The 22,942-nt window shown below is 71.5% G+C and carries 32 protein-coding genes and 1 tRNA gene; 13 read left to right on the top strand and 20 right to left on the bottom strand.

All coding sequences use genetic code 11. The features are described from left to right. The 13 genes from ACYF6T_RS21265 to ACYF6T_RS21205 are packed head-to-tail and all read right to left on the bottom strand — an operon-like array spanning position 1 to position 3,842. Positions 1–177 (bottom strand): DUF6257 family protein, encoded by a 177-nt coding sequence (locus ACYF6T_RS21265; RefSeq protein ID WP_461698366.1) that lies wholly within the window; start codon positions 175–177, stop codon positions 1–3. A gap of 3 nt (positions 178–180) precedes the next feature. Next, positions 181–411, bottom strand: coding sequence for a hypothetical protein (locus ACYF6T_RS21260; protein WP_461698365.1), 231 nt, complete (start codon positions 409–411; stop codon positions 181–183). Between the two features lie 20 nt (positions 412–431). Beyond that, entirely contained in the window at positions 432–575 is a 144-nt protein-coding gene (locus ACYF6T_RS21255; protein ID WP_461698364.1) for a hypothetical protein, read from the bottom strand. A 15-nt stretch (positions 576–590) separates the two neighbouring features. Beyond that, entirely contained in the window at positions 591–776 is a 186-nt protein-coding gene (locus tag ACYF6T_RS21250) for a hypothetical protein (protein ID WP_461698363.1), read from the bottom strand. Positions 777–785: 9 nt separating this feature from the next. After that, complete coding sequence (locus tag ACYF6T_RS21245) at positions 786–977, bottom strand: hypothetical protein (RefSeq protein WP_461698362.1); 192 nt, start codon at positions 975–977, stop codon at positions 786–788. 1 nt (position 978) lies between these two features. Continuing rightward, positions 979–1,305, bottom strand: coding sequence for a hypothetical protein (locus ACYF6T_RS21240; RefSeq protein WP_461698361.1), 327 nt, complete (start codon positions 1,303–1,305; stop codon positions 979–981). Beyond that, the gene (locus ACYF6T_RS21235) at positions 1,302–1,460 is read right to left on the bottom strand and encodes a hypothetical protein (RefSeq protein ID WP_461698360.1); all 159 of its coding nucleotides are present in this window, start codon (positions 1,458–1,460) and stop codon (positions 1,302–1,304) included. The genes ACYF6T_RS21240 and ACYF6T_RS21235 overlap by 4 nt, the downstream gene beginning before the upstream one ends. Beyond that, positions 1,457–2,131: a helix-turn-helix domain-containing protein gene (locus ACYF6T_RS21230; RefSeq protein ID WP_461698359.1), complete on the bottom strand. Its 675-nt coding sequence runs from the start codon at positions 2,129–2,131 to the stop codon at positions 1,457–1,459. The genes ACYF6T_RS21235 and ACYF6T_RS21230 overlap by 4 nt, the downstream gene beginning before the upstream one ends. After that, entirely contained in the window at positions 2,128–2,496 is a 369-nt protein-coding gene (locus ACYF6T_RS21225; protein ID WP_461698358.1) for a DUF6907 domain-containing protein, read from the bottom strand. Before ACYF6T_RS21225 ends, ACYF6T_RS21230 begins: the two co-directional genes overlap by 4 nt. Beyond that, positions 2,493–2,804 carry a hypothetical protein gene (locus tag ACYF6T_RS21220; protein WP_461698357.1) on the bottom strand — a complete coding sequence of 104 codons (312 nt, stop codon included), beginning with the start codon at positions 2,802–2,804 and terminating at the stop codon, positions 2,493–2,495. Before ACYF6T_RS21220 ends, ACYF6T_RS21225 begins: the two co-directional genes overlap by 4 nt. Continuing rightward, a complete protein-coding gene (locus ACYF6T_RS21215; RefSeq protein ID WP_461698356.1) occupies positions 2,801–2,977 on the bottom strand; it encodes a hypothetical protein in 177 nt (58 codons plus the stop codon). The genes ACYF6T_RS21220 and ACYF6T_RS21215 overlap by 4 nt, the downstream gene beginning before the upstream one ends. Beyond that, the gene (locus ACYF6T_RS21210) at positions 2,974–3,450 is read right to left on the bottom strand and encodes a DUF6907 domain-containing protein (RefSeq protein WP_461698355.1); all 477 of its coding nucleotides are present in this window, start codon (positions 3,448–3,450) and stop codon (positions 2,974–2,976) included. The genes ACYF6T_RS21215 and ACYF6T_RS21210 overlap by 4 nt, the downstream gene beginning before the upstream one ends. Continuing rightward, complete coding sequence (locus tag ACYF6T_RS21205) at positions 3,447–3,842, bottom strand: hypothetical protein (RefSeq protein WP_461698354.1); 396 nt, start codon at positions 3,840–3,842, stop codon at positions 3,447–3,449. The genes ACYF6T_RS21210 and ACYF6T_RS21205 overlap by 4 nt, the downstream gene beginning before the upstream one ends. 212 nt (positions 3,843–4,054) lie before the next feature. Here ACYF6T_RS21205 and ACYF6T_RS21200 point away from each other — a divergent pair, with 212 nt between their 5' ends. Together ACYF6T_RS21200 and ACYF6T_RS21195 are read left to right on the top strand one after the other, a co-directional pair. Then, positions 4,055–4,285, top strand: coding sequence for a hypothetical protein (locus ACYF6T_RS21200; protein WP_461698353.1), 231 nt, complete (start codon positions 4,055–4,057; stop codon positions 4,283–4,285). 401 nt (positions 4,286–4,686) lie between these two features. Beyond that, positions 4,687–4,759, top strand: a tRNA-Arg gene (locus tag ACYF6T_RS21195). Between the two features lie 52 nt (positions 4,760–4,811). On the opposite strand, the gene ACYF6T_RS21190 is transcribed toward ACYF6T_RS21195, so the two are convergent. After that, on the bottom strand, positions 4,812–5,021 hold the full coding sequence (locus ACYF6T_RS21190; RefSeq protein ID WP_461698352.1) for a hypothetical protein: 210 nt from the start codon (positions 5,019–5,021) through the stop codon (positions 4,812–4,814). A gap of 147 nt (positions 5,022–5,168) precedes the next feature. After that, positions 5,169–5,639: a MarR family winged helix-turn-helix transcriptional regulator gene (locus tag ACYF6T_RS21185; protein ID WP_461698351.1), complete on the bottom strand. Its 471-nt coding sequence runs from the start codon at positions 5,637–5,639 to the stop codon at positions 5,169–5,171. 103 nt (positions 5,640–5,742) lie between these two features. Between ACYF6T_RS21185 and ACYF6T_RS21180 the strand changes: the two genes are divergently transcribed. From ACYF6T_RS21180 to ACYF6T_RS21140, 9 genes are all read left to right on the top strand, one after another. Beyond that, on the top strand, positions 5,743–6,126 hold the full coding sequence (locus ACYF6T_RS21180; RefSeq protein WP_461698350.1) for an HGxxPAAW family protein: 384 nt from the start codon (positions 5,743–5,745) through the stop codon (positions 6,124–6,126). Between the two features lie 38 nt (positions 6,127–6,164). Beyond that, on the top strand, positions 6,165–7,046 hold the full coding sequence (locus ACYF6T_RS21175; protein ID WP_461698349.1) for a DUF2797 domain-containing protein: 882 nt from the start codon (positions 6,165–6,167) through the stop codon (positions 7,044–7,046). Positions 7,047–7,141: 95 nt separating this feature from the next. Further along, positions 7,142–8,026 (top strand): amidohydrolase family protein, encoded by an 885-nt coding sequence (locus ACYF6T_RS21170; RefSeq protein ID WP_461698348.1) that lies wholly within the window; start codon positions 7,142–7,144, stop codon positions 8,024–8,026. A 186-nt stretch (positions 8,027–8,212) separates the two neighbouring features. Next, on the top strand, positions 8,213–8,953 hold the full coding sequence (locus ACYF6T_RS21165) for a response regulator transcription factor (RefSeq protein ID WP_278196566.1): 741 nt from the start codon (positions 8,213–8,215) through the stop codon (positions 8,951–8,953). Next, positions 8,950–10,584, top strand: a complete 1,635-nt coding sequence (locus tag ACYF6T_RS21160) for an ATP-binding protein (protein WP_461698347.1) — start codon at positions 8,950–8,952, stop codon at positions 10,582–10,584. Before ACYF6T_RS21165 ends, ACYF6T_RS21160 begins: the two co-directional genes overlap by 4 nt. A gap of 14 nt (positions 10,585–10,598) precedes the next feature. Continuing rightward, positions 10,599–12,092 (top strand): bifunctional glycosyltransferase family 2/GtrA family protein, encoded by a 1,494-nt coding sequence (locus ACYF6T_RS21155; protein ID WP_461698346.1) that lies wholly within the window; start codon positions 10,599–10,601, stop codon positions 12,090–12,092. Between the two features lie 2 nt (positions 12,093–12,094). Then, on the top strand, positions 12,095–14,377 hold the full coding sequence (locus ACYF6T_RS21150) for a glycosyltransferase family 39 protein (protein WP_461698345.1): 2,283 nt from the start codon (positions 12,095–12,097) through the stop codon (positions 14,375–14,377). A 64-nt stretch (positions 14,378–14,441) separates the two neighbouring features. Then, positions 14,442–15,824, top strand: a complete 1,383-nt coding sequence (locus ACYF6T_RS21145) for an MFS transporter (RefSeq protein ID WP_461698344.1) — start codon at positions 14,442–14,444, stop codon at positions 15,822–15,824. Between the two features lie 128 nt (positions 15,825–15,952). Beyond that, complete coding sequence (locus tag ACYF6T_RS21140) at positions 15,953–16,720, top strand: TetR/AcrR family transcriptional regulator (RefSeq protein ID WP_461698343.1); 768 nt, start codon at positions 15,953–15,955, stop codon at positions 16,718–16,720. On the opposite strand, the gene ACYF6T_RS21135 is transcribed toward ACYF6T_RS21140, so the two are convergent. Continuing rightward, on the bottom strand, positions 16,717–17,190 hold the full coding sequence (locus ACYF6T_RS21135) for a PPOX class F420-dependent oxidoreductase (protein ID WP_461698342.1): 474 nt from the start codon (positions 17,188–17,190) through the stop codon (positions 16,717–16,719). The genes ACYF6T_RS21140 and ACYF6T_RS21135 overlap by 4 nt on opposite strands. Positions 17,191–17,225: 35 nt before the next feature. Beyond that, positions 17,226–17,588, bottom strand: coding sequence for an STAS domain-containing protein (locus ACYF6T_RS21130; protein ID WP_461698341.1), 363 nt, complete (start codon positions 17,586–17,588; stop codon positions 17,226–17,228). Between the two features lie 320 nt (positions 17,589–17,908). On the opposite strand from ACYF6T_RS21130, the gene ACYF6T_RS21125 reads away from it, so the two are divergent. Then, entirely contained in the window at positions 17,909–18,538 is a 630-nt protein-coding gene (locus ACYF6T_RS21125) for an ANTAR domain-containing protein (protein WP_461698340.1), read from the top strand. Here ACYF6T_RS21125 and ACYF6T_RS21120 read toward each other — a convergent pair whose 3' ends face one another. From ACYF6T_RS21120 to ACYF6T_RS21110, 3 genes are all read right to left on the bottom strand, one after another. Beyond that, complete coding sequence (locus ACYF6T_RS21120) at positions 18,539–19,360, bottom strand: YceI family protein (RefSeq protein ID WP_461698339.1); 822 nt, start codon at positions 19,358–19,360, stop codon at positions 18,539–18,541. 101 nt (positions 19,361–19,461) lie between these two features. Beyond that, positions 19,462–21,912 carry an MFS transporter gene (locus tag ACYF6T_RS21115; protein WP_461698459.1) on the bottom strand — a complete coding sequence of 817 codons (2,451 nt, stop codon included), beginning with the start codon at positions 21,910–21,912 and terminating at the stop codon, positions 19,462–19,464. An 85-nt stretch (positions 21,913–21,997) separates the two neighbouring features. Next, positions 21,998–22,492 carry a MarR family winged helix-turn-helix transcriptional regulator gene (locus ACYF6T_RS21110; protein WP_461698338.1) on the bottom strand — a complete coding sequence of 165 codons (495 nt, stop codon included), beginning with the start codon at positions 22,490–22,492 and terminating at the stop codon, positions 21,998–22,000. A gap of 196 nt (positions 22,493–22,688) precedes the next feature. On the opposite strand from ACYF6T_RS21110, the gene ACYF6T_RS21105 reads away from it, so the two are divergent. Continuing rightward, the gene (locus ACYF6T_RS21105) at positions 22,689–22,886 is read left to right on the top strand and encodes a hypothetical protein (protein WP_461698337.1); all 198 of its coding nucleotides are present in this window, start codon (positions 22,689–22,691) and stop codon (positions 22,884–22,886) included. Positions 22,887–22,942 lie beyond the last annotated feature (56 nt).

Raw genomic sequence — 22,942 nt, 5'->3', positions numbered from 1 at the left:
TCACTTCTTGGTCTTGCGGCGCAGCGCGTCCTTCTCGATGCGCTTCACGCGGCGCTGCAGGTCGCTGAGGTCGACCGTGGGCCCGGCGACGCCCCTCTTGAGCATCCGGGCGTGCAGGGCGACCAGGCGGGCCTTCTCGCCGCCAGTGAAGTCGGACCAGCTGAGGTCGTCGGCCATCGGTCAGGCCTCCTGCGTGTCGTCGTCGGCCTCGGCCGGTTCGGGCAGGGCCTGGGCGAGAGTGGCGTAGGCGCGGGCAGTGTCGGCCCACAAGGCGCCGGCCGCGGCGAGCCGCTCAGTCCGGGCGTAGTGGTTGGGGTCGCCGCTCTGCGCGGCGCTCTCCGTGTATGCGGCGAGGTTCTTGGCGCGGGCGGCAGCCATGCGGGCCTCGCCGATGGCCTGGTTGCGGGTCATGTCCACGGGGTTCCTCCTGGTCAGTGGCGGTTGCTGTCGCAGACGGGGACCCTGCGGCCACCGAAGAAGCCGACGGTGATGAAGCGGGTGGCGGGCCGCCCGCAGCGGAAGCAGGCGTGGCCGTTCGACTGCGGCTTGGGGCGCTTGCGGATCTCGAAGGACATGGGGGTACTCCCTGGTCAGATGGGGCGGATCTCGTGTGAGTGGCACAGGACGGTGCCGATCCAGAAGGCATCGACCTTCACCGTGTAGCGGCCGGCGGTGAGCTTGCCGGGCGTGGCCTCGTCGATGACGGTGCCGGTCTTCCCGGCCGCGCGCGGGTCGTCCTCGCACGCGACGATGCGGACCTTGCCGGTGGTGGCCATGGCGCTCCCTCAGTCGCGGCGGGGGTAGCCGTGTCCGGCGGGCGGGTACGGGTCGGCGGCGACGTCGGAGCCGAGGCCGTTCATCACGACGCGGGAGAAGTCGGACTCCTCGTCATCGAAGGCGGTGTCACCTGCGTCCATGAGGCGGCGGGTGCGCTGGTCGTCGTCGTCCGGGGTCTCGGTGCGGCGGAAGAGGCCCATGTCAGCGGCCCTTCTGGTAGTCGCGCCACATCGAGCGCAGGACGAGGGCGAGGATCGCGACGGAGATCCCGCCGATGGCGATCGCGATCGAGGCGAAGGCGATGCCGACGCCACCGACGCACACGGCGCAGCCGATGGCCAGCCACTCGCCGGTGCTGCGGCCAGGCCGGCGCTCGTGCTGGTGCTGGCAGGCAGGCGCGGCGGGCTGCTGACCCTGCATGGCCTGCTGGGCGGCGAGGACGGCGGCGACGATGCGGACGACGTCGGTGTCCGCGGACGCCTCCCTCACCGCGGCTTCCGCCTTGTCGAGCGGGGTGGGCTCGGTCATCGCGCCCACCCCCGGACCTTGCGGGTGATAACCGGGCGGAGGGCGAAGCCGAGGATGAAGGCGACGACGAGCGAGTTCGCGGCGGCGGCGAGCAGCAGCTCGGGGCAGAGGACCAGGAGCAGCCCGAGCAGCACGCCGGCGAGGATCCATTTCATGACCGGGCCTCCTGGGGGAGCTCGTCGGGGTGGAAGAGGTTGTGGCCGCGGGGCGTCTTGTCGTGGACCTTGAGCGTCCCGTTGGCGACCCAGGAGCGGACGGTGGAGGGATCGACGCCGTACCGGTCGGCGACGTCCTTGGACGTGAGCAGGACGGGCGGGGGCGTGGGAGCGTCCTCGGTGTCCTGGCCCGTCCCGGGGCCGAGTGCGAGCGTCTCACCGGTGTCCTGCTGCTCGTTCCGGTCGAGGGTGTACTCGATGTCCTGCTGGACGTCCGGCGGAGTCTCGGGGACGGGCGGGACGGTGGCGGGCGGGGTGGCGTCCCGTGGCGTCTGCCTGGCGAGCGCGTGCGTCCGCCACAGGCTGATCGGGACGAGCAGGGAGACGACGGTGACGAGGTCGAGGCTGACCTTGATGACGCCCGCTTCAAGGGCGTGGGCGGCGACCTGCGCGGCGCCCATGAGGGCGAGGGACAGGGCGATGTCGAAGGCCCGGAACCAGCGCAGTGCGGCGATCACGTAGCAGTCGAGGGCGAGCGGCAGCATGACTGCGATCGGCGGCTGGGCGCCGAGGCGGCGGGCGAGCTCGTACTCGGCGGTCGCGGTGAAGGCGATGCCGGCGGCGAGCGAGCCGCGGCGGACCCAGGTGCCGACCTGGTTGAGGTTGCTCACGCCGTGCCTCCGGCGAGGATCTCGGCGAGCTGCCGGCCGAGGGCGCGTAGCTGGTCGGCTGTCTCGACGAGGGCGTCAGCGAGTTGGTCGACCTCGTTGGGGGCGTAGGAGCCGGTGAGGTTGCCCTCTTCGATGTACAGGACGGGGCCGGGGGAGTGCTGGGAGAACGGCGATGAGGCGAGCATCGCCTTGAGCGTCTCGATCCCGTTGACCTGGATGGTGTGCTCGGGCCCGTAGTGGGTGATGTCGACCTTGTACTGGGCGAGGGCGTCGGTCGGGTGGCCGGTGCACCAGTCGGGTTCGTCGATCTCCAGGGGCCTGGTGACGAACACGTTGACGACGGCGGTGCGGGGTTCGCTGCTCACGGGCGCTCACCCCGCTCGGTAGCGAGGAACGCGGCGACCACGGGGAACTGGGCGTCGACGGAGCGGCGGACGGCCTTGGCTTCGGCGTCGGCCTCCTCGGCGCGCAGCTTCCCGCGAAGCCAGTCGGCGTTCCATCCGATCCGATCCGCCTCGTCGAGGCCGTCACGCAGGACGATCTTCGCGAGGCCGGCGCGCACTTTGAGCCGCTCGCCGTAGTCGTCGACGCCGTAGTCGAGGGTGAGGGCGTCAAGAACAGCGGCCAGGAGGTCACGAAGGTCGCGGGCCTCGCTGCCGGGGACGGGCGTCATGCCGTCACCCCCTGCTCGATGACGGGCCGCCGCCGCTCCAACTCGGCGATCATGTGCGCGGCGAACTCGTCGGCCAGCTCGGGGCTGTACCGGTCGGGCAGGGCTGCTTGCATGGCCTCATGCGAGGCGCCCGGGATGGCGGCGATGAGCTCGTCGAGGCGGTAGGTGTTCATGCCTGCCCCCCGCGGATGCGGCGCAGCGCCTCGTCGGCCTGGCTACGGATCGGGATAGGCCTGTCGTCGGGGAGGGCCTGCGCCAGACGGCGGACGTCGGCGGCGAACGCGACCAGCTGGTCCGCCATCGCCAGCGCCGCCGTACGCCCGTACGTCTCGACCTCGCTGTCGAGGTCGACCGCCAGGAGCGGACGCTCTTCGCCCTTGCCGTTGGAGGGCCACCACGACAGGTACACCTCCAGCGGCGCCCACGCCGGGTGCTGGCCGGTGAGGGTCAGCGCCGTGCGCTGCCCGTCGTGGCTGATGTCCTCGGCGAACGCGACACGCTTCGTGTGGTCGACGGTGCACCACGCGGGGCATTCGACGTAGATGGTCTGCTCGCTGCCGGCCTTACCGACCGTGGCGGGAACGATGCGGTGACCCGACCTCGCCCCGGGCAGCGGGTAACTGGTGTTCTTGGTGATGGCGTTCACGCGGCACCCCCGGCGAACGCGGCGATCAGGGCGACTGCGGCGCGGTACTCCGGCTTACGGGGCCGGTAGGCGGCGGTGAGTCGGGCGACCTGCCGGAGGGTGTACCGGCCGACGGTGTGCGTGCGGTGCGTGCGGCCGCCGGCGATGGTGCGGCGGGTGCGGGCCGTCTGGGCCGGGGTGACGCCGAGGCGCTTGGCCACGGTGCGCAGGCCGTTCGCACAGCCGGTGGCGGTGGTCTTCTCGACGCCGGCCGCGATGGCGACAGTGGCGAGGGAGCGGGGGCGGCGGTGGCAGCTGGCGGCGAGACGAGTCGCGGCCGAGCGGTCCCGGACGATGGCGCGAAGAGCACGGCGGTGCGTGCGGCGCTCGGTACGGATGGCAGCATGTGCCATAGCGGGCTCCTTGGTGAGATCAAGGTGTTCCGTCAGGCCCTCGGCCGGTGTTGACGCACCGCCGGGGGCCGCTTGCGTTGTCGTCCGGTTTCCCTTCCGACAACTCCACTCTAGGGAACATCGTGTTCCCTGTCAAAGGGTTCTGGCCTAGTAATCTCCACGGATCATGAGTAACGTCATGTTCCATGATGGCGAATGGAACACTGAGTGTCATGGACAAGCGATCTCTGGAGCACATCGCGCGCCGGTTCAGGGAAGCCGAGACGCGGGCGGACATCCTCCGCAAAGAGCTGGCCGCAGCCATCCGGCAGGCGGACGCCGACGAGCTCCCCCAGAAAGACATCTGCGAGGTGACCGGCTACACCCGTCAGCAGGTGCGGCGCATCGTCCTGGCCGGCCCCGACGAGGGCGACGAAGCCGCAGGCCCGGACCCCTCGAAGTAGCGCGCGGTGCCGCGCTGTTGATGGCACGGCGTTGGCACCAAGAGGCCCGGACGCCGTCCGACGGGGGTCAACCACGTCGGATGGCATTCCGGGCCCTACCTGCGGCGGAGCGCCTAGGCAGGTCGGGGTCCGTCATAACCAGACGAACCCCAACACACTGCTAATGCGGTTTGGGCCTTAAAGCCCATCGAGGGTTCAAATCCCTCCGCCTCCGCGCAACGATCACCGAAGCCCCGGTCCACCCGACCGGGGCTTCGTCGTTCGTCGCCGCCGTTGAAGGCGTTTTCCCAGCTCACAAGGGGTGGACCAAACGGATTTCACATGGCGGCGGCAGTCATGTAATGTTCTTCCTGTCGCCGCGAACGGCCCGAAAGGACCAGGACCGGCAGAAAACAGAACAAGCACTCGTAGCTTAACGGATAGAGCATCTGACTACGGATCAGAAGGTTGCAGGTTCGAATCCTGCCGAGTGCGCACAGATCAGAGGCCCCGGAGTGATCCGGGGCCTTTGTCGTTTGGCGTGGCGTCAGGTTCGTGTGAGGCGCGTCATGGGGACGGCGTCGCCACCGGTTTCGGCCAGGCGGTGGAACGCCTCGGTGGTGCGCGGGTGGGCGAGTTCGTCCAGGAGGTGGCGCCACTCGGGGTCGGCGGGGTCCGGGTGGGCCAGGTCCCAGGCGGTGAGCAGCGGGGTGAGGTCACCCTCGCCGGACGCCTGCGGGGAAAGCGGTGACTTCATGGCCGGGTTCCTTTCGGAGGGGGCCGGAGCCTGAGTGGTCCGTCGGGTTCCACGATGCCGTGGCCCGTATGCCGCGGCCATGAAGCCGCCTCCCGGAGCCGGGGTGTGGCGGACCCCACCTCCGGCGGGTTGCTCACCCCCGGTGCCTCAACCGCAGTGCTCCTCCAGGTAGGCCGCGGCCAGCGCGCTCGCGCGCCGGAACCAGTCCGTCAGGACCGCGATCTCGGCGGGGGAGTAGTCGGCGAACAGCTCCGTCAGGCGGGCGTAGTACGGCTCGTAGACCTCGCGGACCCGTGCCTCCGCCTCCGGCCGCGCGGCCACGCGGACGCGGCGGCGGTCGGCCGGGTCGGGGCGGCGGGTGACGTAGCCGGCGCGTTCGAGGCGATTGAGGATGCCGGTCACCGCGCCGGTCGTGACGTGGGCGCGGGCGGCCAGGTCGCCGGCGGTGAGGAGGTTCTCGCCGGCCTCGATGACATAGCCGAAGCAGGTCAGGTCGGTGACGCTCAGGCCGACCTGCTGGGCCATCTCCTGCTGGCCGATCATGCTCGTCGCGATGAGGTGGTCCATCGCGGAGAGGGCCTCGGCCGGGGTGGCGGGCGGGCGCGGCTTGGCTTGCATTCCGGAGTTCCCTGATTCCCTTAGTGCGTGAGAGGTTTCTGCGCTAAATTTCTTACGGCGTGAGAGATTCTGCTGTCGTCGGATGCCGCGGGGAGGCGGGCGCATGGGCGCGCACCAGTATGACGAGGGGCACACGGTCGCCGGGTGGACCGGTTTCGGGATCGCGACGCTCGGGGCGGTGGTGCTGGGACTGGGGGTGTGTACGGCGTCGGCGGCGGTGCTGCTCGCCGGGCTCGGGGTCGTGGCGGTGAGCGTGCTGGTCACGTGGGCCCTGCATCTGGCGGGGTGGGGCAAGCCGCCCGGGCGCCGGGATCGGCGGGAGTGGGGGTGGCGGGTGCGGGATCTGAGCGCCCGGGAAGGACATCCCGGCTGCGTGGGGTGCCGACTGGCGGGGCGGGGGCGCAGGCGGGCAGTTCCCGACGTGGCCGTTTCCGCTGCCGCCGACGCGGTCACCGCCTCCCCGGTCTCTGCGGAAAGCCGCAGGTGAACGGCCGTTGTCAGTGGGGCCGTCTAGTGTCGTGAGGGATGGCACAGGCATGGAGGTGCTCGGGGCTGCGGTGGGCGGCAGGCGGTCCCGTGCTGGTGTGGGACGGCGGGCGGCACAGCCCGCTGACCCGGGAAAAGCGAGTGGCCTTCGGGGTCGCGGACGGGGGTGTGCGGGGATGCGTGGGAGCACGGGGACATCCGTGTCCGGTACGGGCGATCGTGCCGGCACGGAGCACGGGGGCGCGGTGCGAGGAGTGCGCGCGGCTGGACCGGGCGCACTCGGTGGCCGCCGACACGATCGCCGACGACCCGCGGCCGTACCACGTATATCTGGCCTGGTTCGGGCCCGGCATGGTCAAGGTCGGGATCACGGCCGGGGAGCGGGGCTCAGCGCGGCTGCTTGAGCAGGGTGCCGTCTGCTTCAGCTGGCTGGGGCTCGGTCCGCTGATGGCCGCCCGGCGCACGGAGGAGCTGCTGCGGGCCGCCCTGCGGGTGCCGGACCGGATTCCGTACGGCGAGAAGCGGGCGGTGCGGTCCCGGCTGCCGGCGTCGGCGAAGGACCGTGCGGCCGAGGTCGAGGACCTGCACGCGCGAGCCGTCGGGCTGCCGGCCTGGCCGGAGTCGCTGCGGCGGGAGCCGTGCCGGGTCGTGGACCATGTGGAGGTGTTCGGCCTGGCGGGGCTGCCGGCCGCCGTCGGAGAGGTCGGCGAGCTGGCCGCGGGCACCTCGGTGGGCGGCGAGCTGCTGGCCGCAGCCGGGCCCGACCTGCATCTGGCGACCGGGCGCGGGGTCGTCGTGCTCGACACCCGCCTGATGACGGGGTGGGACCTCGTCGCCGCCCGGGACGGCGAGGACGTCACCGCTCCCGTGCGGGAGCTCAGGTCCGGGGAAGCGGCCGGGGTGCAGGACGGGTTGTTCTGACGGCTCGGGCGGACGGGGGTCGCCTGTGGTGAGGTGACGGCGCCGCCATCCGGTCGGCGGCGGTCGGCGAGGACGTTGTCGTGAGGCGGCGAGGTATGGCTGAGAGCGCCGGGGTGCGGCGGTTCCGGGAGCGGCTCGGGCTGCCGGGGATCGTCGACGTGCACACCCATTTCATGCCGGAGCGGGTGCTGCGCAAGGTCTGGGGGTACTTCGACGCGCTCGGGCCGCTGACGGGCGGGGTCGAGTGGCCGATCACCTACCGGCAGGAGGAGGACGAACGGCTCGCCGTCCTGCGGGGCTTCGGGGTGCGGGCCTTCACGGCGATGCTCTATCCACACAAGGCGGGCATGGCCGAGTGGCTCAACGGCTGGGCCGTGGACTTCGCCCGCCGCACCCCCGACTGCCTGCACACCTCGACGCTGTTTCCCGAACCCGGCGTCGAGCGGTACGTCGCGGAGGCGGTCGAGGCGGGGGCGCGGGTCTTCAAGGCGCACGTGCAGGTGGGCGCGTACGACCCCGCGGACGGGCTCCTCGACCCGGCGTGGGGGCTGCTCGCCGAGGCGGGGACACCCGTGGTGATCCACTGCGGTTCCGGGCCGGCGCCCGGCAGGCACACCGGGCCCGAGCCGATCGCCCGGGTACTGGCCCGGCATCCCCGGCTGCGGCTGGTCGTCGCGCACATGGGCATGCCGGAGTACGAGGACTTCCTGGACCTGGCCGAGCGGTACGAGGAGGTGCGGCTGGACACGACGATGGCGTTCACGGACTTCAGCGAGCGGTTCGCGCCGTTCCCGCGGCGAGCGCTGCCGAGGCTGGCCGCCCTGGGGGACCGGGTCCTGCTGGGCAGCGACTTTCCCAACATCCCGTATCCGTATCTGCACCAGTTGCACGCCCTGGAGCGGCTGGACCTCGGGGCGGAGTGGCTGCGAGCCGTCTGCCACGACAACGGGGCACGGCTGTTCGGACTCCCGAAGCCGTAACTCCCTGGCGCACAGCCAGGCTTTACGCCCTGATCACCTTGACCCGCACATGATGGACGCGGGCCGGGCCGGATGCCGTCGGGCGAGAGCTTCCCAGGGGTTCCCTGAGAGGCGCCTGTGCGTTTCTCAGGCAATTCACAGGTTGCCGAAAGGGTGCTCTCAGAGGATCCAGACAGGGTTTCCACCATGACCACGACCTCGCCCCAGGGGCGCACCGAACTGCTGAGGCCGGACGGGAGCCCCGTCCGAGTGCTTGTGGTGGACGACGAGTTGTCGATCACCGAGCTGCTGTCCATGGCCCTCCGCTACGAGGGCTGGCAGATCAGGGCCGCCGGAGATGGCACGGGCGCCATCCAGACCGCCCGGGAGTTCCGGCCCGACGCCGTCGTCCTGGACATGATGCTGCCCGACATGGACGGCCTGACCGTCCTGGGGCGCCTGCGCCGCGAGCTCCCGGACGTCCCCGTCCTCTTCCTCACCGCCAAGGACGCCGTCGAGGACCGCATCGCCGGTCTCACCGCCGGCGGCGACGACTACGTCACCAAGCCGTTCAGCCTCGAAGAGGTCGTCGCCCGGCTGCGCGGCCTCATCCGCCGCTCCGGTGCCGCCGACCGCCGCTCCGACTCCGTGCTGGTCGTCGGGGACCTGACCCTCGACGAGGACAGCCACGAGGTGTCGCGGGCCGGCGAGAGCATCCACCTCACCGCCACCGAGTTCGAACTCCTGCGCTTCCTGATGCGTAATCCCCGGCGTGTCCTGAGCAAGGCGCAGATCCTGGACCGGGTCTGGTCCTACGACTTCGGCGGGCAGGCCAACGTGGTCGAGCTCTACATCTCCTACCTGCGACGCAAGATCGACGCGGGTCGCGAGCCCATGATCCACACCCGGCGTGGCGCCGGTTACCTGATCAAGCCCGCGGCGTCATGAGCGGGCGACGACGGCCGCGTGCGCAGCAGCGACGGGTGCGCCAGCCGCGCACCCTGCGGACGCGGCTCGTCGTCGCGTCCGTGGTGCTGATCGCGGTGGTGTGCGCGGTGATCGGCACCGTGACGACGCTGGCCCTGCGTTCGCACCTGTACGACCAGCTGAACGGCCGGCTGGGCGAGGTCGCCGCGCGGGTGGCGCCCCGGGACTTCGGGGGACCGCCGGTGAGCGAGGACAGCGGTCTGCCCGGCGGCGGCCAGGACAAGAAGAAGCAGCAGACCGAGACGAAGCTCAACCAGTTCGTCACCATGGGCCCGCAGCCCGACGGCACGATCGCGGCCAAGGTGGTGAACGGCACCATCACCGAGTCCCAGCGCGGTGTGAAGTCCGACTCCTCGGGCAACTTCGCGATGACCGCCAAGGCCCTCACGGACGCCCAGGAGAAGGCGCTCAACTCCGTCCCCCAGGACAACAGGATCCACACGGTGGACCTCCCCGGGCTCGGCACCTACCAGGTCACCTACACCACCAACGGCACGTACTCCTACTACGTGGCCATCCCCACCACGGAGGCCGACAGCACCATCAACACGCTGATCATCGTCGAGATCAGCGTCACCGCCGCCGGCCTGGGCGCCGCCGTCCTCGCCGGTTACGTGCTCGTCGGCGTCGCCACCCGCCCCCTGCGCCGCGTCGCCGCCACGGCCACCCGCGTCTCCGAACTGCCCCTGCACACCGGCGAGGTCAACCTCAGCGAGCGGGTCCCCGAGTCGGAGACCGACCCCCACACCGAGGTCGGCCAGGTCGGCGCCGCGCTCAACCGGATGCTGGACCACGTCCACAGCGCCCTGCACGCCCGGCAGCAGAGCGAGATGCGGGTACGGCAGTTCGTCGCGGACGCCAGCCACGAGCTGCGCACCCCGCTCGCCTCCATCCGCGGCTACGCGGAGCTGACCCGGCGCGGCAGAGAGCAGGTCGGCCCCGACACCCGGCACGCCCTGGGCCGTATCGAGTCCGAGGCGGGCCGGATGACGTTGCTGGTCGAGGACCTGCTGCTGCTCGCCCGCCTGGACGCGGGCCGTCCGCTGCAGTTCGAGCAGACCGACCTCATCCCCCTGGTCGTCGACACGATCAGCGACGCCCGCGCCGCCGGCATGGACCACAACTGGCGCCTCGACCTGCCCGACGAGCCGGCCCTGGTCTCGGGCGACGCGGCCCGCCTGCAGCAGGTGCTCATCAACCTGCTCGGCAACGCCCGCAAGCACACCCCGCCCGGTACCACGGTCACCGCGCGCGTGCAGCGGCGCGGCCCGTGGATGTGCGTGGACGTCGAGGACAACGGAGGGGGCATCTCCCCCGAGCTGCTGCCGCACGTCTTCGAGCGGTTCGCCCGAGGCGACTCCGCGCGCTCGCGCGCCACCGGCTCGACCGGACTCGGGCTCGCGATCGTGCAGGCCGTCGCGACGGCGCACGGCGGCGCGGTCACCGTGGACAGCGTTCCCGGACGCACCGTCTTCACCGTGCATTTGCCGGCGCTTGCCCCGGCGATGCCCCGGCCCGCCCCCGAAACGAATTGGCAATCGCACTCACAGGCGCAGCACAGTGCCACCACATGGGTGCAACAGGGCGCTTGACCAGAGTCGTTGTCATGCGAACCGACTCTTCTCCCGGCACCCTGCCGGCGCGGGAGCACCTCCCGGCCGGCGACGCCGGTACGCCTGTCCTGGACGTCGTGATCCCCGTCTACAACGAGGAGAAGGACCTCCGGCCGTGTGTGCTGAGACTGCACGAGCACCTCAAGCGCACGTTCCCGTACGCGTTCCGCATCACGATCGCGGACAACGCCTCGACGGACGCCACCCCCCAGGTGGCGGCGCGGCTGGAGGCGGAGATCGCCGAGGTCGGCAACTTCCGGCTGGAGCAGAAGGGCCGCGGACGCGCGCTGCGCACCGTGTGGTCCGCCTCGGACGCCCCGATCCTCGCCTACATGGACGTGGACCTGTCCACCGACCTCAACGCCCTGCTCCCGCTGGTGGCCCCGCTGATCTCGGGCCACTCCGACCTCGCCATCGGCTCGCGGCTCTCCCGCAGCTCGCGTGTGGTGCGCGGTCCCAAGCGGGAGTTCATCTCCCGGACCTACAACCTGATCCTGCGCGGCTCGCTGCAGGCCCGCTTCTCGGACGCCCAGTGCGGCTTCAAGGCGATCCGCCGTGACGTCGCCCAGGTGCTGCTGCCGCTGGTGGAGGACACCGGCTGGTTCTTCGACACCGAGATGCTGGTGCTCGCCGAGCGCGCGGGCCTTCGTATCCACGAAGTCCCCGTCGACTGGGTCGACGACCCCGACTCCACCGTCCACATCGTGAAGACGGCGACCGACGACCTCAAGGGCGTGTGGCGCGTGGGCAAGGCCCTGGCCACCGGTTCGCTTCCGCTGGACCGGCTCGCCCGCCCCTTCGGCGACGACCCGCGCGACCGCGAGATCCAGGACGTGCCCCGGGGCCTGGCCCGCCAGCTCGTCGGCTTCTGCGTGGTCGGCGGTCTGTCGACCCTGTTCTACCTCGTGCTCTACAGCCTCTTCCGGCAGGTCAGCGGCTCCCAGCTGGCCAACGCGCTCGCCCTGCTGGTCTCGGCGGTCGCCAACACGGCGGCCAACCGGCGCCTCACCTTCGGCGTGCGCGGCCGCGGCGGTGCCGTCCGCCACCAGGCGCAGGGCCTGGTCGTCTTCGGTATCGGCCTCGCGCTGACCAGCGGCTCGCTCGCCGCCCTGAACGCGGCGACGTCCGAACCGGCGCACTCCACCGAGCTGGCGGTCCTCGTCGCCGCCAACCTCGCGGCGACGGTCCTGCGCTTCCTGCTCTTCCGGGCGTGGGTCTTCCCCGACCGGCGCGACAACGAGCCGTCGACGGTGGTCGCCTCGCACCTGCCGTCCTCGCCGACGTACGCGACCGTGCCGCAGCAGCCGCAGTACGCCCCCCGGCACCCCCACCAGCAGCCCCCGCTGCCGCAGCGCCCGGCGAACGGGCAGCACCCCCACGCCACGACGACCCAGTTCCGCGCCGGTGAAGCCGCGGACCGCCGCTGGGCGGACGCCACCATGCAACTGCAGCCGGTGCGTCCGACCGACACCGATCCGAGGGACTGACGATGACCACCCACTACGATCCGCAGGCCCAGCAGGGCCCCGCCGGCTGGGGGCCTCCCGAGACGGCCGCCCCCGCCCCCGTCGCCGTACGGGAGCAGGCCGTACAGGAGCAGGACGTACAGGAAGCGCCTGTACAGGCCCCGGTGGTCACGGCCGGTCCGCAGTCCGGTGAACCCCGGCAGCCCTTCGTGCGGAGACTGTGGCGCGGGCGCCCCGAGGACCCGCGCTGGGCCCGCCCGGCGTTCCTCGGTCTGCTGCTCGCCACGGCGCTGCTGTACTTCTACAACCTGAGCGCGTCCGGCTACGCCAACTCCTTCTACTCGGCCGCCGTGCAGGCCGGCACCAAGAGCTGGAAGGCGATGTTCTTCGGCTCGCTGGACGCGGGCAACGCGATCACCGTCGACAAGCCCTCGGCGTTCCTGTGGCCGATGGAGATCGCCGCCCGGGTCTTCGGGCTGAACTCCTGGACGATCCTCGGCCCCGAGGTCCTCATGGGCGTCGGCACGGTCGCGGTCGTCTACGCCTCCGTGCGCCGCCGGTTCAGCCCCGCGGCCGGCCTGATCGCGGGTGCCGTGCTCGCGCTCACGCCTGTCGCGGCGCTGATGTTCCGGTTCAACAACCCGGACGCGATGCTGGCCCTGCTGATGTCGCTGGCCTGCTACTTCGTGGTCCGGGCGGTCGAGGACGGCCGGACCAGGTGGCTGGTGTGGGCGGGCGCCGCGATCGGCTTCGCGTTCCTCGCCAAGACCCTGCAGGCGTTCCTGATCCTGCCGCCGCTGGCGATCGTGTACGCGGCCGTCGGCCCGCACACGTGGAAGAAGCGGATCGGCCAACTGGCACTGGCGACGGTCGCGTTGGTCGTCTCCGGCGGCTGGTGGGTGGCGATCGTCGAGCTGTGGCCGGCCTCCTCGCGGCCCTACATCGGCGGTTCGCAGAACAACAGCTTCCTGGAGCTGACCTTCGGCTACAACGGCCTCGGCCGCATCAACGGCGACGAGACCGGCAGCGTCGGTGGCGGCGGTGGCGGAACGGGAACCGGTCAGTGGGGCGCCACCGGCTGGAACCGCATGTTCAACTCCGAGATCGGCAGCCAGATCTCCTGGCTGATCCCGGCCGCGCTGATCCTCCTCGTCGCCGGTCTGGTGGCCACCCGCAGGCTCCGGCGGACCTCGGTGACCCGGGCCTCGTTCCTGGTCTGGGGCGGCTCGCTGCTGATCACCATGGTCGTCTTCAGCTACATGGCGGGCATCTTCCACCAGTACTACACGATCGCCCTCGCCCCCTACATCGCCGCGGTGGTCGGCATGGGCGCCGGGCTGCTGTGGGAGAAGCGCGCCGAGACGTGGGCGTCGATCACCCTCGCCGCCGCCGTGGTCTCGGCCGCGGTGTGGGGTTACGTCCTGCTCAACCGCACCTCCACCTACCTGCCCTGGCTGAAGTTCCTGGTCCTGATCGGCGGTCTGGCCGCCGCGCTCGGTCTGATCTTCGCGGGCCGCATCAGCCGCCGGCTCGCCCTGGGCGCGGCGGCGGTGGGCCTGGTGGCCGCGCTGGCGGGCCCGACGGCGTACACCCTGAGCACGGTGGACTCGGCGCACACCGGTTCCATCCCGACGGCCGGTCCGGCGGGCGCGAGCTCGATGGGCTTCGGCGGCGGCGGTCCCGGCGGGGGCGGCAACCGCGGCGGGTTCGGCGGCGGCATGCCGGGCCAGAACCAGCAGAACGGCAACGGCAACGCACAGGGCCGGAACGGCACCGGCGGCTTCCCGGGCGGCGGCACCGGCGGGTTCGGCGGGGGCATGCCGGGCCAGCAGAACGGCAACGGCAGCACCCAGGGCCGGAACGGCACCGGCGGCTTCCCGGGCGGCGGTCAGACGGGCGACGGTGGCGGCATGGGCGGCGGCGGTGGCGTCGGCGGCCTGCTGAACGGCGCGACCGTCTCCTCGCAGGCCAAGAAGCTGCTGGAAGAGGACGCCGACCAGTACACCTGGGTCGCCGCGGCCATCGGCGCCCAGAACGCGGCGAGCTACCAGCTGTCCACCGGCGACGCGGTGATGGCGATCGGCGGCTTCAACGGCACCGATCCCTCGCCGACGCTGGCCCAGTTCCAGAAGTACGTGGCGGAGGGCAAGGTCCACTACTTCATCTCCTCCGGCACCGGCGGCGGGATGGGCGGCAGCAGCAGCGGCACGGCCTCCCAGATCACCTCGTGGGTCGAGAAGAACTTCAAGAAGGTGACGGTCGGTTCGGCCACGTTCTACGACCTGACGCAGAAGGCGAGCAGCTGACGGCCGGCTGACCGGGAACGCGAGTGTTGTACACCGTATAGCAACCAGCTATACGGTGTATGACATGTCTGGCCATCCCCGGCGCTGGCTGATCCTCGGCGTCATCTGCCTCGCGCAGCTCACCGTGCTGCTCGACAACACCGTCCTGAACGTGGCGATCCCCTCCCTGACCAGGGAGCTCGACGCGGAGACCTCCGACATCCAGTGGATGATCAACGCGTACTCGCTCGTCCAGTCCGGTCTGCTGCTCACGGCGGGCAGTGCCGCGGACCGCTACGGCCGCAAGAGGATGCTGACCGCCGGGCTCGCCCTGTTCGGCGTCGGCTCGGTGGCGGCCGCACTCGCGCACTCCAGCGGCCAGTTGATCGCGGCCCGGGCCGGCATGGGGGTCGGCGGTGCGCTGCTGCTGACGACCACGCTCGCGGTGGCCATGCAGATCTTCACGGCCGAGGAGCAGCCGAAGGCGATCGGCGTCTGGGCCGCGGTCAACGCGCTCGGCTTCGCGGCCGGTCCGCTGCTCGGCGGTTTCCTGCTGAACCACTTCTGGTGGGGCGCGATCTTCCTGGTCAACCTGCCGGTCGCCGCGCTGGGGCTGGTGGCGGTGGTGGTCCTGGTCCCCGAGTCGAAGGATCCGCGGGGGGAGCGCCCCGACCTGGTGGGCGCGCTGCTGTCGACGCTGGGGATGGCCTTGCTGGTGTACGCGATCATCTCGGGGCCGGAGCACGGCTGGCTCTCGGGCCGGGTGCTCGGCACGGCGGCGGTGGCGCTCGCGGTCCTGGCCGGGTTCGCGTACACGGAGAGCCGCGTCCCGTGTCCCATGCTCGACCCGCACTTCTTCCGCAACCGTCGGTTCACGGGGGCCGTCACCGGGGCGGTGCTGATCACCTTCGGTATGGGCGGGGCGCTGTTCCTGCTCACCCAGCGCCTGCAACTCGTGCTCGGCTACGGCCCGTTGGAGGCCGGCCTGCGCACGGCGCCGCTCGCGCTGACCGTCGTCGTGCTGAACTTCTCGGGGCTGTCGGCGAGGTGGGCGGGACGGCTCGGCACACCGGTGTCCATCGCGCTGGGGATGGTGCTGATGGCGGGCGGGCTGGTGTCGATCGCCCTGCTCGACACCGGGGGCTACGGCGGGACGTTGCTGGGGCTGCTGCTGATCGGGGGCGGCTGCGCGATCGCCAACCCGGCCATGGCGCACGCCGTCATGAGCTCGATTCCGCCGGAGAAGGCAGGGGTGGGGGCCGGGATCAACGGGACGCTGGCGGAGTTCGGCAACGGGCTGGGCGTCGCGGTGCTCGGGGCCGTGCTCGGTTCCTCCGGAGGGCTGGTGGAAGGGCTGCGGGCCGGGCAGTTGGTGGGAGCCGTGGCCGTGCTGCTGGGCGGGTTCGCGGCGGCGGCGTTGCTGCGGCGGGCTCAGCGGGCAGACTCGGAGATGGTTGTCGCCCACTGACCGGGTGACAGGGCCGTCGTGCGGCTGCCGGTTGGGTGGGGATGATCGCGCGGTTCCCCACGCCCCCGAAGATCGGCTGCCGCCCAGCATCATGATCGGCGAGGTCGGACAGGCTAGGAAGGTGCGCCATGGTGAAGGCGGCTGAGCGTGCGGCGCGGACCAGCGTCTGGCTGGAGGGCAAGGTCCGCCGGGGCGGTCGCGGCGGCCAGCCGTCCGGCCTCGACCGCGACCGCATCACCGAGGTCACGGTCCGTCTCCTGGACGCCGAGGGACTGGCCAGGTTCTCCATGCGCCGTCTGGCCGCCGAGCTGAACGTCACCGCGATGTCCGTCTACTGGTACGTGGACACCAAGGACGACCTCCTCGAACTCGCCCTCGACGCGGCCTACGGCGAGCTGGACCTGCCGGACCCGGCGGCCGACGAGGACTGGCGCGAGCAGCTGCGCACGCTGGCACGGCAGTACCGGGCCCTGCTGGTGCGCCATCCCTGGCTGTCCCCGCTGGCCGGCACCTTCCTCAACATCGGTCCGAACTCGCTCGCGTTCTCCCGGGCCGTGCAGCAGGTCATCCGCAGGACGGGCCTGCCGGTGCACGGCCTGACCGGTGCCATCTCGGCCGTCTTCCAGTTCGTCTACGGCTTCGGCACGATCGAGGGCCACTTCATCGCCCGCTGCGCCACCGCCGGCATGACCCAGGACGAGTACTTCCGGCACGCGATGAGCGCGGTGACGCAGTCCCCCGAGGCCGCCGAGGTCATCCGCGAGAACGAGGAGATCATGACGGCCCGGGGCGGCGACACGGTGGAGGAGATGAGGGACAGGGACTTCACCTTCGCCCTGGAGCTGCTCGTGTCCGGCATCGAGGCGATGGTGCACCGCCCGCAGCCGCCGTCCTAGCCCTCCGGCGACGCCAGCCGGGCCGGGAACCCGCCGGTGGCCACCGGGCCCCACGTCCGCGGGGTCACGCGGATGATCGACTTGCCCTGCTTCACCATCGCCGCGCGGTACTCGTCCCAGTCGGGGTGCTCGCCGGCGATGTTGCGGTAGTACTCCACCAGGGGCTCCACGGAGTCCGGCGCGTCGATCACCTCGGCCGTTCCGTCGATCTGGACCCAGGGGCCGTTCCAGTCGTCGCTCAGCACGACGACGCTGACCCGTTCGTCCCGCTTGGCGTTGCGGGTCTTGGCGCGCTCGGGGTAGGTGGAGACCACGATCCGGCCCGAGTCGTCGACCCCGCAGGTGAGCGGTGAGGCCTGCGGGCTTCCGTCGGCCCGGCGGGTGAGCAGGAGGGCGCGGTGACGGGGCCGTACGAACTCCAGCAACTCTTCCAGGGGGACGCGCGTGTTGGTAGCGATGTTCGGTGCCATGGAGGCAGCCTACGACCCCGCCGGCCACAGGCCCCTCAGGCCGGCAGCGCCTCCTCCACGTCCCCGTAGACGGGGATGTCCCGCCTGAGCCCGGTCAGCTCCAGCACGCGGCTGGGCACGCCGTACGGCGCCGCCGCGATCCGCAGGGGGACCTGCCGGCCGAGCAGGCGGTGCACCTCGCCTATGAGGCGGGCGCCCTGGGAGTCCATGAAGGCGGTGCCGGTGAGGTCCAGCACCAGCAGCCGCAGCGAGCCGGTCCGGACGGCCACCGCGGTGGTGACGGCGTCCAGGAGCAGTGCCCCGTTGGCCAGGTCGATTTCGTGGGGGAGGGTGATCACTGTGCATCCGGGCAGGTCGCGCACCCGGCAGCGGGTCGGCAGGAAGGTCAAGGCACTCACCTGGCAGACGGCGGACGGTCAACCGGAACGGGGGAAGGCCACTTCCTGACCTGTTGCCATTCCAGCATGCCCAAGGACGGCTGCAAAGACGACCGGACGGACCGTCAGCCGGGCGTCACCGGTGTGCAACCGAGCAGATAGAGTTCTGTTCGTCCTGTGCTCGCAGTCAGGAATGTGCTGCGGAGCTCTCCTGCGCATGGCCTCTTCGGCCGTGCACGCCGAAGAGGTTCGTGGTGACTGCGCCTGATTTTTCCGATTCGCCCCGTTATGCCTCCGATACCCCTGACCTCTCGGGTTTCGAGCTGGCCGAAGCTCTGACGGTGGCGGCGCGGCAACTGCACGACACGGCCACCCCGCACAGCACCATGCGCACCGCGGTCCGCCTGGCGGTCCACCTGCTGCCCGGCGCCGAGCACGCCGGCATCTCCGTGCTGGACAGCGGCGACCACCGCCGTACGGTCGCCTGGACCGACGAGATCGTGCGCAGGGCGGAGTCCGCCGGCGGAACGCAGGAGCGGCGCCCCTACTGGGCCCGGCTGTGGCACGCCCCCGTGGTCCGCCTGGACGGCGAGGAGACGGAGGACGGCGGCGACGGCCTGGCGGACCTGGGGCTGCGCTCGGTGCTCGCGCTGCGGCTGCGTGCCGACCGGCGCCGGCTGACCGTGCTGACCGCGTACGCCGGCAAGTCCGGCGCCTTCGACGAGGCCGCCGTGCGGATCGGCCGCCTGTTCACCGCCCACGTCAGCCTGGCCCTCGACGCGAAGACGGAACGCGAGCAGCTCACCGAGGCGATGCGCACCCGCGACCTGATCGGACAGGCCACGGGCATCCTCATGGAACGGATGAACATCGACGCGGCGGAGGCCTTCGACAGCCTGGTGCGCGCCTCCCAGCGGGAGAACGTCAAGCTGCGCGACCTGGCCCGCCGCATCGTCGACAACAGGTCCTAGTCAGCCCTGCGGCAGCGACTCCCCCTGCACCGCCTGGATGTCCAGCTCGACCTTCAGGGTGGTGCCGATCGCCGCGATGCCGGCCTGCACCACCTGGTTGTAGTTCATCGCGAAGTCCTCGCGGCGCAGCTCGGTGGTGGCGCGGAAGGCGGCGCGGGTGCCGCCCCACGGGTCCGCGCCGGTGCCCAGGTAGGCCAGGTCCAGGTCGACCGGCCGGACCACGCCGTGCAGGGTGAGCTCGCCGTGCACCGTCCAGCGGTCCGTGCCGGCCGCCGTCAGGCCGCTGGAGCGGTAGGTGATCTCCGGGTACGACGCCACGTCCAGGAAGTCCGGCGAGCGCAGGTGGTCGTCCCGCATGCCGTTGCCCGTGTCGATGGAGGCCGCCCGGATCACCGCCTCCACCCGCGACTTCTCCACCTCGTCCGGCGCGATCTCGATCCGCCCGGCGAAGTCGGTGAACCGTCCGTGCACGCTGGAGATGCCCAGGTGCTGGGCCACGGCCCCGACGCTGGAGTGCGCCGGGTCGATGGTCCACGGTCCGGGCGGCGGCAGCTCGGTGCCGCCCTGCCGGGCCAGCGTCACCGTGCCGACCTCGGCCCGGCCGCTCGCGGTGACGATGGCAGTCGAGGCGGCGGGCGCGTACCCGAGGGCGGTGACGATGACGACGTACGCCCCCGGCGCCAGCGCGGTCGCGTCCCGTACCGCTCCCTCGGCGTCCGCCTCCGCCCGCAGCACCTGCGTGCCGCTCGTGTCGGTCACCGTGACGACCGCGTGCGACACGGCCCATCCGTCCCGGGTACGGATCCTCGCGGTCAGTCCCATCCCGTTTTCTCCCTGCAAGATCTACTGGTCGATGAAAAAACCGGCCCGTGGCGGGCGCACCTCCGCTCAGAGCGCGCCACCGCCACGGGCCGGGGTCCGGACTACTCGCCCGGGTGGGCCAGTTCGATGTCGTGGCCGTCGACTCCGCCGCCGCCCACCGTGAGGGCGGTGGCCACCGGCGGGTAGCCCGTCGCGATGACGGTGTACTCGCCGCTGTCCAGGTCGGTGAAGGCATACGCCCCGTCCGCCCCGGTGGTCGCGGTGCCCACCACGTTGCCCGCCGCGTCGACGAGCGTCACCCGCGCGTCGGCCAGCGGACCGTGCGGCGCCCGGACGACGCCCTGGAGCTGGGCGCCCGCGTCGAGGTCGACGTCGATCCGGGTGACCCCGGTGCCGCCCACCTCGACGGGCAGTGCCCGCGGCCGGAACCCGGCGGCGTTGACGGCGACGGTCACGGCACCCGGCACCAGCTCCGCGAAGGAGAACTCGCCCTGCTCGCCGGTGGTGCCGGTGGCCAGCAGATCTCCGCGCACATCGGTGACGATGACCATCGCGTCCTTGACCGGCAGCCCGGTCGCCGCGGCCCGCACCAGCCCGTTCAGCCCGCTGGTGCCGCTGAGCAGGATGTCGTACGACACCGGCTCGCCGTTGACGACGACCGTGGACGCCTGCGGCTGGAACCCGTCCGCGGAGGCGATCAGGACGTACGACCCGACGCTCGGCGCGTCCACCGCGTACGAACCGTCGGCCTGGGTGACCGAGCGGCCCAGCTGCCGGCCCGCCAGCGAGATCAGCGTGACCGCGGCCTGCGCGACCGGCGCGCTCTCGGCGCCGCGCACGAAGCCGCGGACCGGGATGCCGCCGGAGCCCTCGGAGGACGCCTCGGGCCGGGCGAGGGTGGCGACGGCGGCCAGCCTCTGCGTGCCGTCGGCGGCGGTCCCGGTGTCGGCGGCCACGGTGTGGGCCGGCACCGGCTCGGCGGCGGGAGCAGCGCTCTCGGCGGCGTCCGCGGCGGGAGCCTCCTGCGCGGCCGCGGCCTGCGCCAGCGCGCCCTTGGTCTTCAGCGGGACCTCCTTGATGAACAGGCTGATCAGGAAGGCGAGGGCCGCGAGGCCGCCGGCGATCAGGAAGACGTCGGCGATGGCGTGGCCGTAGGCGCTCTCCACCAGCGTGCGCAGCGGGGCGGGGTACTTGCCCAGGTCCGGGATGCTGTCGGTGGAGGAGCTGGAACCGGCGAGCGCGGCACGGTACTTGGGGTCGAGGGCGGCGATGCCGTCCGTGACGTAGTGGGTGATCCGGTGGGCCATCACCGCGCCGAGCGCGGAGACGCCGACCGCACCGCCGAGGGAGCGGAAGAAGGTGACCGTGGAGCTGGCCGAGCCGAGGTCGTGCGGGTCGACCTGGTTCTGCGTGCACAGCACCAGGTTCTGCATCATCATGCCGATGCCGAGACCCAGCAGGGCCATGAAGACGGCCATCTTCCAGTAGTCCGTGTCGTACCGGATGGTGCCGAGCAGGCCGAGGCCGGCCGTCACCAGGACGCCGCCGCTGACCAGCCAGGCCTTCCAGCGGCCGGTGCGGGTGATGAACTGCCCGGAGACGGTGGAGGAGACGAACAGACCGCCGATCATCGGGATCGTCATGACGCCCGACATCGTGGGGGACTTGTCGCGGGCCAACTGGAAGTACTGGCTGAAGAACACCGTGCCGGTGAACATCGCGATGCCGACGAACAGCGAGGCCAGCGACGCCAGCGTGATGGTGCGGTTGCGGAACAGGCGCAGCGGGATGATCGGCTCGCTCGCCTTGGCCTCGATGAGCACGAACAGCGCGCCCAGCACGATCGACCCGCCGACCATGGTGTACGTCTGCCACGACAGCCAGTCGTACTTGTCACCGGCGAAGGTGACCCAGACCAGCAGCAGCGAGACGGCGGCGGCGATGGCGGTGGCGCCGCCCCAGTCGACCTTGACCTCCCGCTTCACGACGGGCAGGTGCAGGGTCTTCTGCAGCACGATCAGCGCGATGACGGCGAAGGGGACGCCGACGTAGAAGCACCAGCGCCAGCCCAGCCAGCTGGTGTCGGTGATGACACCGCCGAGCAGCGGGCCGCCGACGGTGGCCACGGCGAAGGTGGCGCCGAGGTAGCCGGAGTAACGGCCGCGCTCACGCGGCGAGATCATCGCGGCCATGACGATCTGGGCCAGGGCGGACAGACCGCCGACGCCGATGCCCTGGACGACACGGCAGGCGATGAGCATGCCGGGGTTCTGGGACAGACCGGCGGCCGCCGAGCCCAGGACGTAGACGACCAGTGCTATCTGGACGAGCGCCTTCTTGCTGTACAGGTCGGCGAGCTTGCCCCACAGGGGAGTGGCCGCGGTCATCGACAGCAGGGCGGCGGTGACGACCCAGGTGTAGGCGGACTGGCCGCCGCCGAGGTCGCTGATGATGTGCGGCAGGGCGTTGGTGACGATCGTCGACGACAGGATCGCCACGAACATGCCGAGCAGCAGACCGGAGATGGCCTCCATGATCTGCCGGTGCGTCATCGGCGCGTACTCGGCGGGGCCTCCCCCGTGCTTGGCATGAGCCCGCACACCGGCTGGTGTGGTCGTTGCCATGGGCTTCCTTCTCTTACGTGGTCGCGGGTGTACGGGTGGTCGGTTCGAGTGCGGGAGGGGGCAGCCGGGGCGGCACGGCGCGGCAGTCGTCGAAGCTGGCCCGCAGCCGTGTCATCAGCCGGGTGAGCTGGCCGACCTCCTCGTCGGTCCAGTCGGCCAGCCGGTCGGCGAGCAGCTGCGTGGTCCGCTCGGACAGCTCGTCCAGCAGCCGCAGGCCCTCGGGGGTGAGGTGGACGATGCGTGAGCGCTTGTCCGTGGGGTCGGGGGAGCGCTCGATCCAGCCCCGGGCCGCGACGTGCGCGACATGGCGGCTGGTGACCGACATGTCCACCGCGAGCAGCTCCGCGAGCTTGCTCATGCGCATGTCGCCGTAGCGGCCGAGCAGCGTCAGTACGGCGGCGGAACCGCTCGGGCAGTCGGACGGCATGATGCGCCCGAGCTCCCGCTTGACGGCGCCGAAGGCGCTGAACTGACGGATCAGCTCCTCGTACTGCGCCCGTTCGGCCATCTCGCACCTCCCGCATTCGTTGCTTAGGGCAACCATAGGAGCTGTTGGTTGCTACAGGCAAATAAATCGGTGGCCGCCGGGACAAAAACTTGGCAAAGACAAGTATTGCAAGCGTAAACACGCAGGTCGCAGTGGTCGCCCCCGCGCACCGCCCCCCACTTGGGCCACACCCGCGGATTCGCTAGGGTCTCGGGCTATGACCAACCCCCAGGGCCCCCAGGGCAACCACGACCCCGCAGGCAGCACCCAGATGTTCCGCGCGTTCGTCGACGAGGCGGCCCCGCAGGGCCGGCCGCAGGCGGCCGCGTCGACGGGCCCGCGCATCGGTCTGATCGTCGGCATCGTGGCCGCCGTGGTGATCGTGGCGGCCGTGGCCTGGCTCGCGCTCAAGTAGTCCCCGCCGGGAGTAGTCCCCGCCGGGAGTAGTCCCCGCCGGGAGTAGTCCCCGCC

This window comes from Streptomyces sp. 7R007, from assembly GCF_054850255.1.
This window is presented reverse-complemented; position numbering and strand designations above follow the sequence as displayed.

Bases quoted from the DNA above. Each gene is read 5' to 3' on its own strand.
- ACYF6T_RS21155 (WP_461698346.1), top strand. From the start codon at position 10,599: ATGCGAACCGACTCTTCTCCCGGCACCCTGCCGGCGCGGGAGCACCTC.
- ACYF6T_RS21160 (WP_461698347.1), top strand. From the start codon at position 8,950: ATGAGCGGGCGACGACGGCCGCGTGCGCAGCAGCGACGGGTGCGCCAG.
- ACYF6T_RS21185 (WP_461698351.1), bottom strand. From the start codon at position 5,639: ATGCAAGCCAAGCCGCGCCCGCCCGCCACCCCGGCCGAGGCCCTCTCC.
- ACYF6T_RS21120 (WP_461698339.1), bottom strand. From the start codon at position 19,360: ATGGGACTGACCGCGAGGATCCGTACCCGGGACGGATGGGCCGTGTCG.
- ACYF6T_RS21235 (WP_461698360.1), bottom strand. From the start codon at position 1,460: ATGAAATGGATCCTCGCCGGCGTGCTGCTCGGGCTGCTCCTGGTCCTC.
- ACYF6T_RS21105 (WP_461698337.1), top strand. From the start codon at position 22,689: ATGACCAACCCCCAGGGCCCCCAGGGCAACCACGACCCCGCAGGCAGC.
- ACYF6T_RS21140 (WP_461698343.1), top strand. From the start codon at position 15,953: ATGGTGAAGGCGGCTGAGCGTGCGGCGCGGACCAGCGTCTGGCTGGAG.
- ACYF6T_RS21250 (WP_461698363.1), bottom strand. From the start codon at position 776: ATGGCCACCACCGGCAAGGTCCGCATCGTCGCGTGCGAGGACGACCCG.
- ACYF6T_RS21170 (WP_461698348.1), top strand. From the start codon at position 7,142: ATGGCTGAGAGCGCCGGGGTGCGGCGGTTCCGGGAGCGGCTCGGGCTG.
- ACYF6T_RS21135 (WP_461698342.1), bottom strand. From the start codon at position 17,190: ATGGCACCGAACATCGCTACCAACACGCGCGTCCCCCTGGAAGAGTTG.
- ACYF6T_RS21220 (WP_461698357.1), bottom strand. From the start codon at position 2,804: ATGACGCCCGTCCCCGGCAGCGAGGCCCGCGACCTTCGTGACCTCCTG.
- ACYF6T_RS21175 (WP_461698349.1), top strand. From the start codon at position 6,165: ATGGCACAGGCATGGAGGTGCTCGGGGCTGCGGTGGGCGGCAGGCGGT.
- ACYF6T_RS21145 (WP_461698344.1), top strand. From the start codon at position 14,442: ATGTCTGGCCATCCCCGGCGCTGGCTGATCCTCGGCGTCATCTGCCTC.
- ACYF6T_RS21165 (WP_278196566.1), top strand. From the start codon at position 8,213: ATGACCACGACCTCGCCCCAGGGGCGCACCGAACTGCTGAGGCCGGAC.
- ACYF6T_RS21240 (WP_461698361.1), bottom strand. From the start codon at position 1,305: ATGACCGAGCCCACCCCGCTCGACAAGGCGGAAGCCGCGGTGAGGGAG.
- ACYF6T_RS21255 (WP_461698364.1), bottom strand. From the start codon at position 575: ATGTCCTTCGAGATCCGCAAGCGCCCCAAGCCGCAGTCGAACGGCCAC.
- ACYF6T_RS21245 (WP_461698362.1), bottom strand. From the start codon at position 977: ATGGGCCTCTTCCGCCGCACCGAGACCCCGGACGACGACGACCAGCGC.
- ACYF6T_RS21215 (WP_461698356.1), bottom strand. From the start codon at position 2,977: ATGAACACCTACCGCCTCGACGAGCTCATCGCCGCCATCCCGGGCGCC.
- ACYF6T_RS21190 (WP_461698352.1), bottom strand. From the start codon at position 5,021: ATGAAGTCACCGCTTTCCCCGCAGGCGTCCGGCGAGGGTGACCTCACC.
- ACYF6T_RS21260 (WP_461698365.1), bottom strand. From the start codon at position 411: ATGACCCGCAACCAGGCCATCGGCGAGGCCCGCATGGCTGCCGCCCGC.
- ACYF6T_RS21180 (WP_461698350.1), top strand. From the start codon at position 5,743: ATGGGCGCGCACCAGTATGACGAGGGGCACACGGTCGCCGGGTGGACC.
- ACYF6T_RS21110 (WP_461698338.1), bottom strand. From the start codon at position 22,492: ATGGCCGAACGGGCGCAGTACGAGGAGCTGATCCGTCAGTTCAGCGCC.
- ACYF6T_RS21205 (WP_461698354.1), bottom strand. From the start codon at position 3,842: ATGGCACATGCTGCCATCCGTACCGAGCGCCGCACGCACCGCCGTGCT.
- ACYF6T_RS21115 (WP_461698459.1), bottom strand. From the start codon at position 21,912: ATGACGCACCGGCAGATCATGGAGGCCATCTCCGGTCTGCTGCTCGGC.
- ACYF6T_RS21265 (WP_461698366.1), bottom strand. From the start codon at position 177: ATGGCCGACGACCTCAGCTGGTCCGACTTCACTGGCGGCGAGAAGGCC.
- ACYF6T_RS21150 (WP_461698345.1), top strand. From the start codon at position 12,095: ATGACCACCCACTACGATCCGCAGGCCCAGCAGGGCCCCGCCGGCTGG.
- ACYF6T_RS21200 (WP_461698353.1), top strand. From the start codon at position 4,055: ATGGACAAGCGATCTCTGGAGCACATCGCGCGCCGGTTCAGGGAAGCC.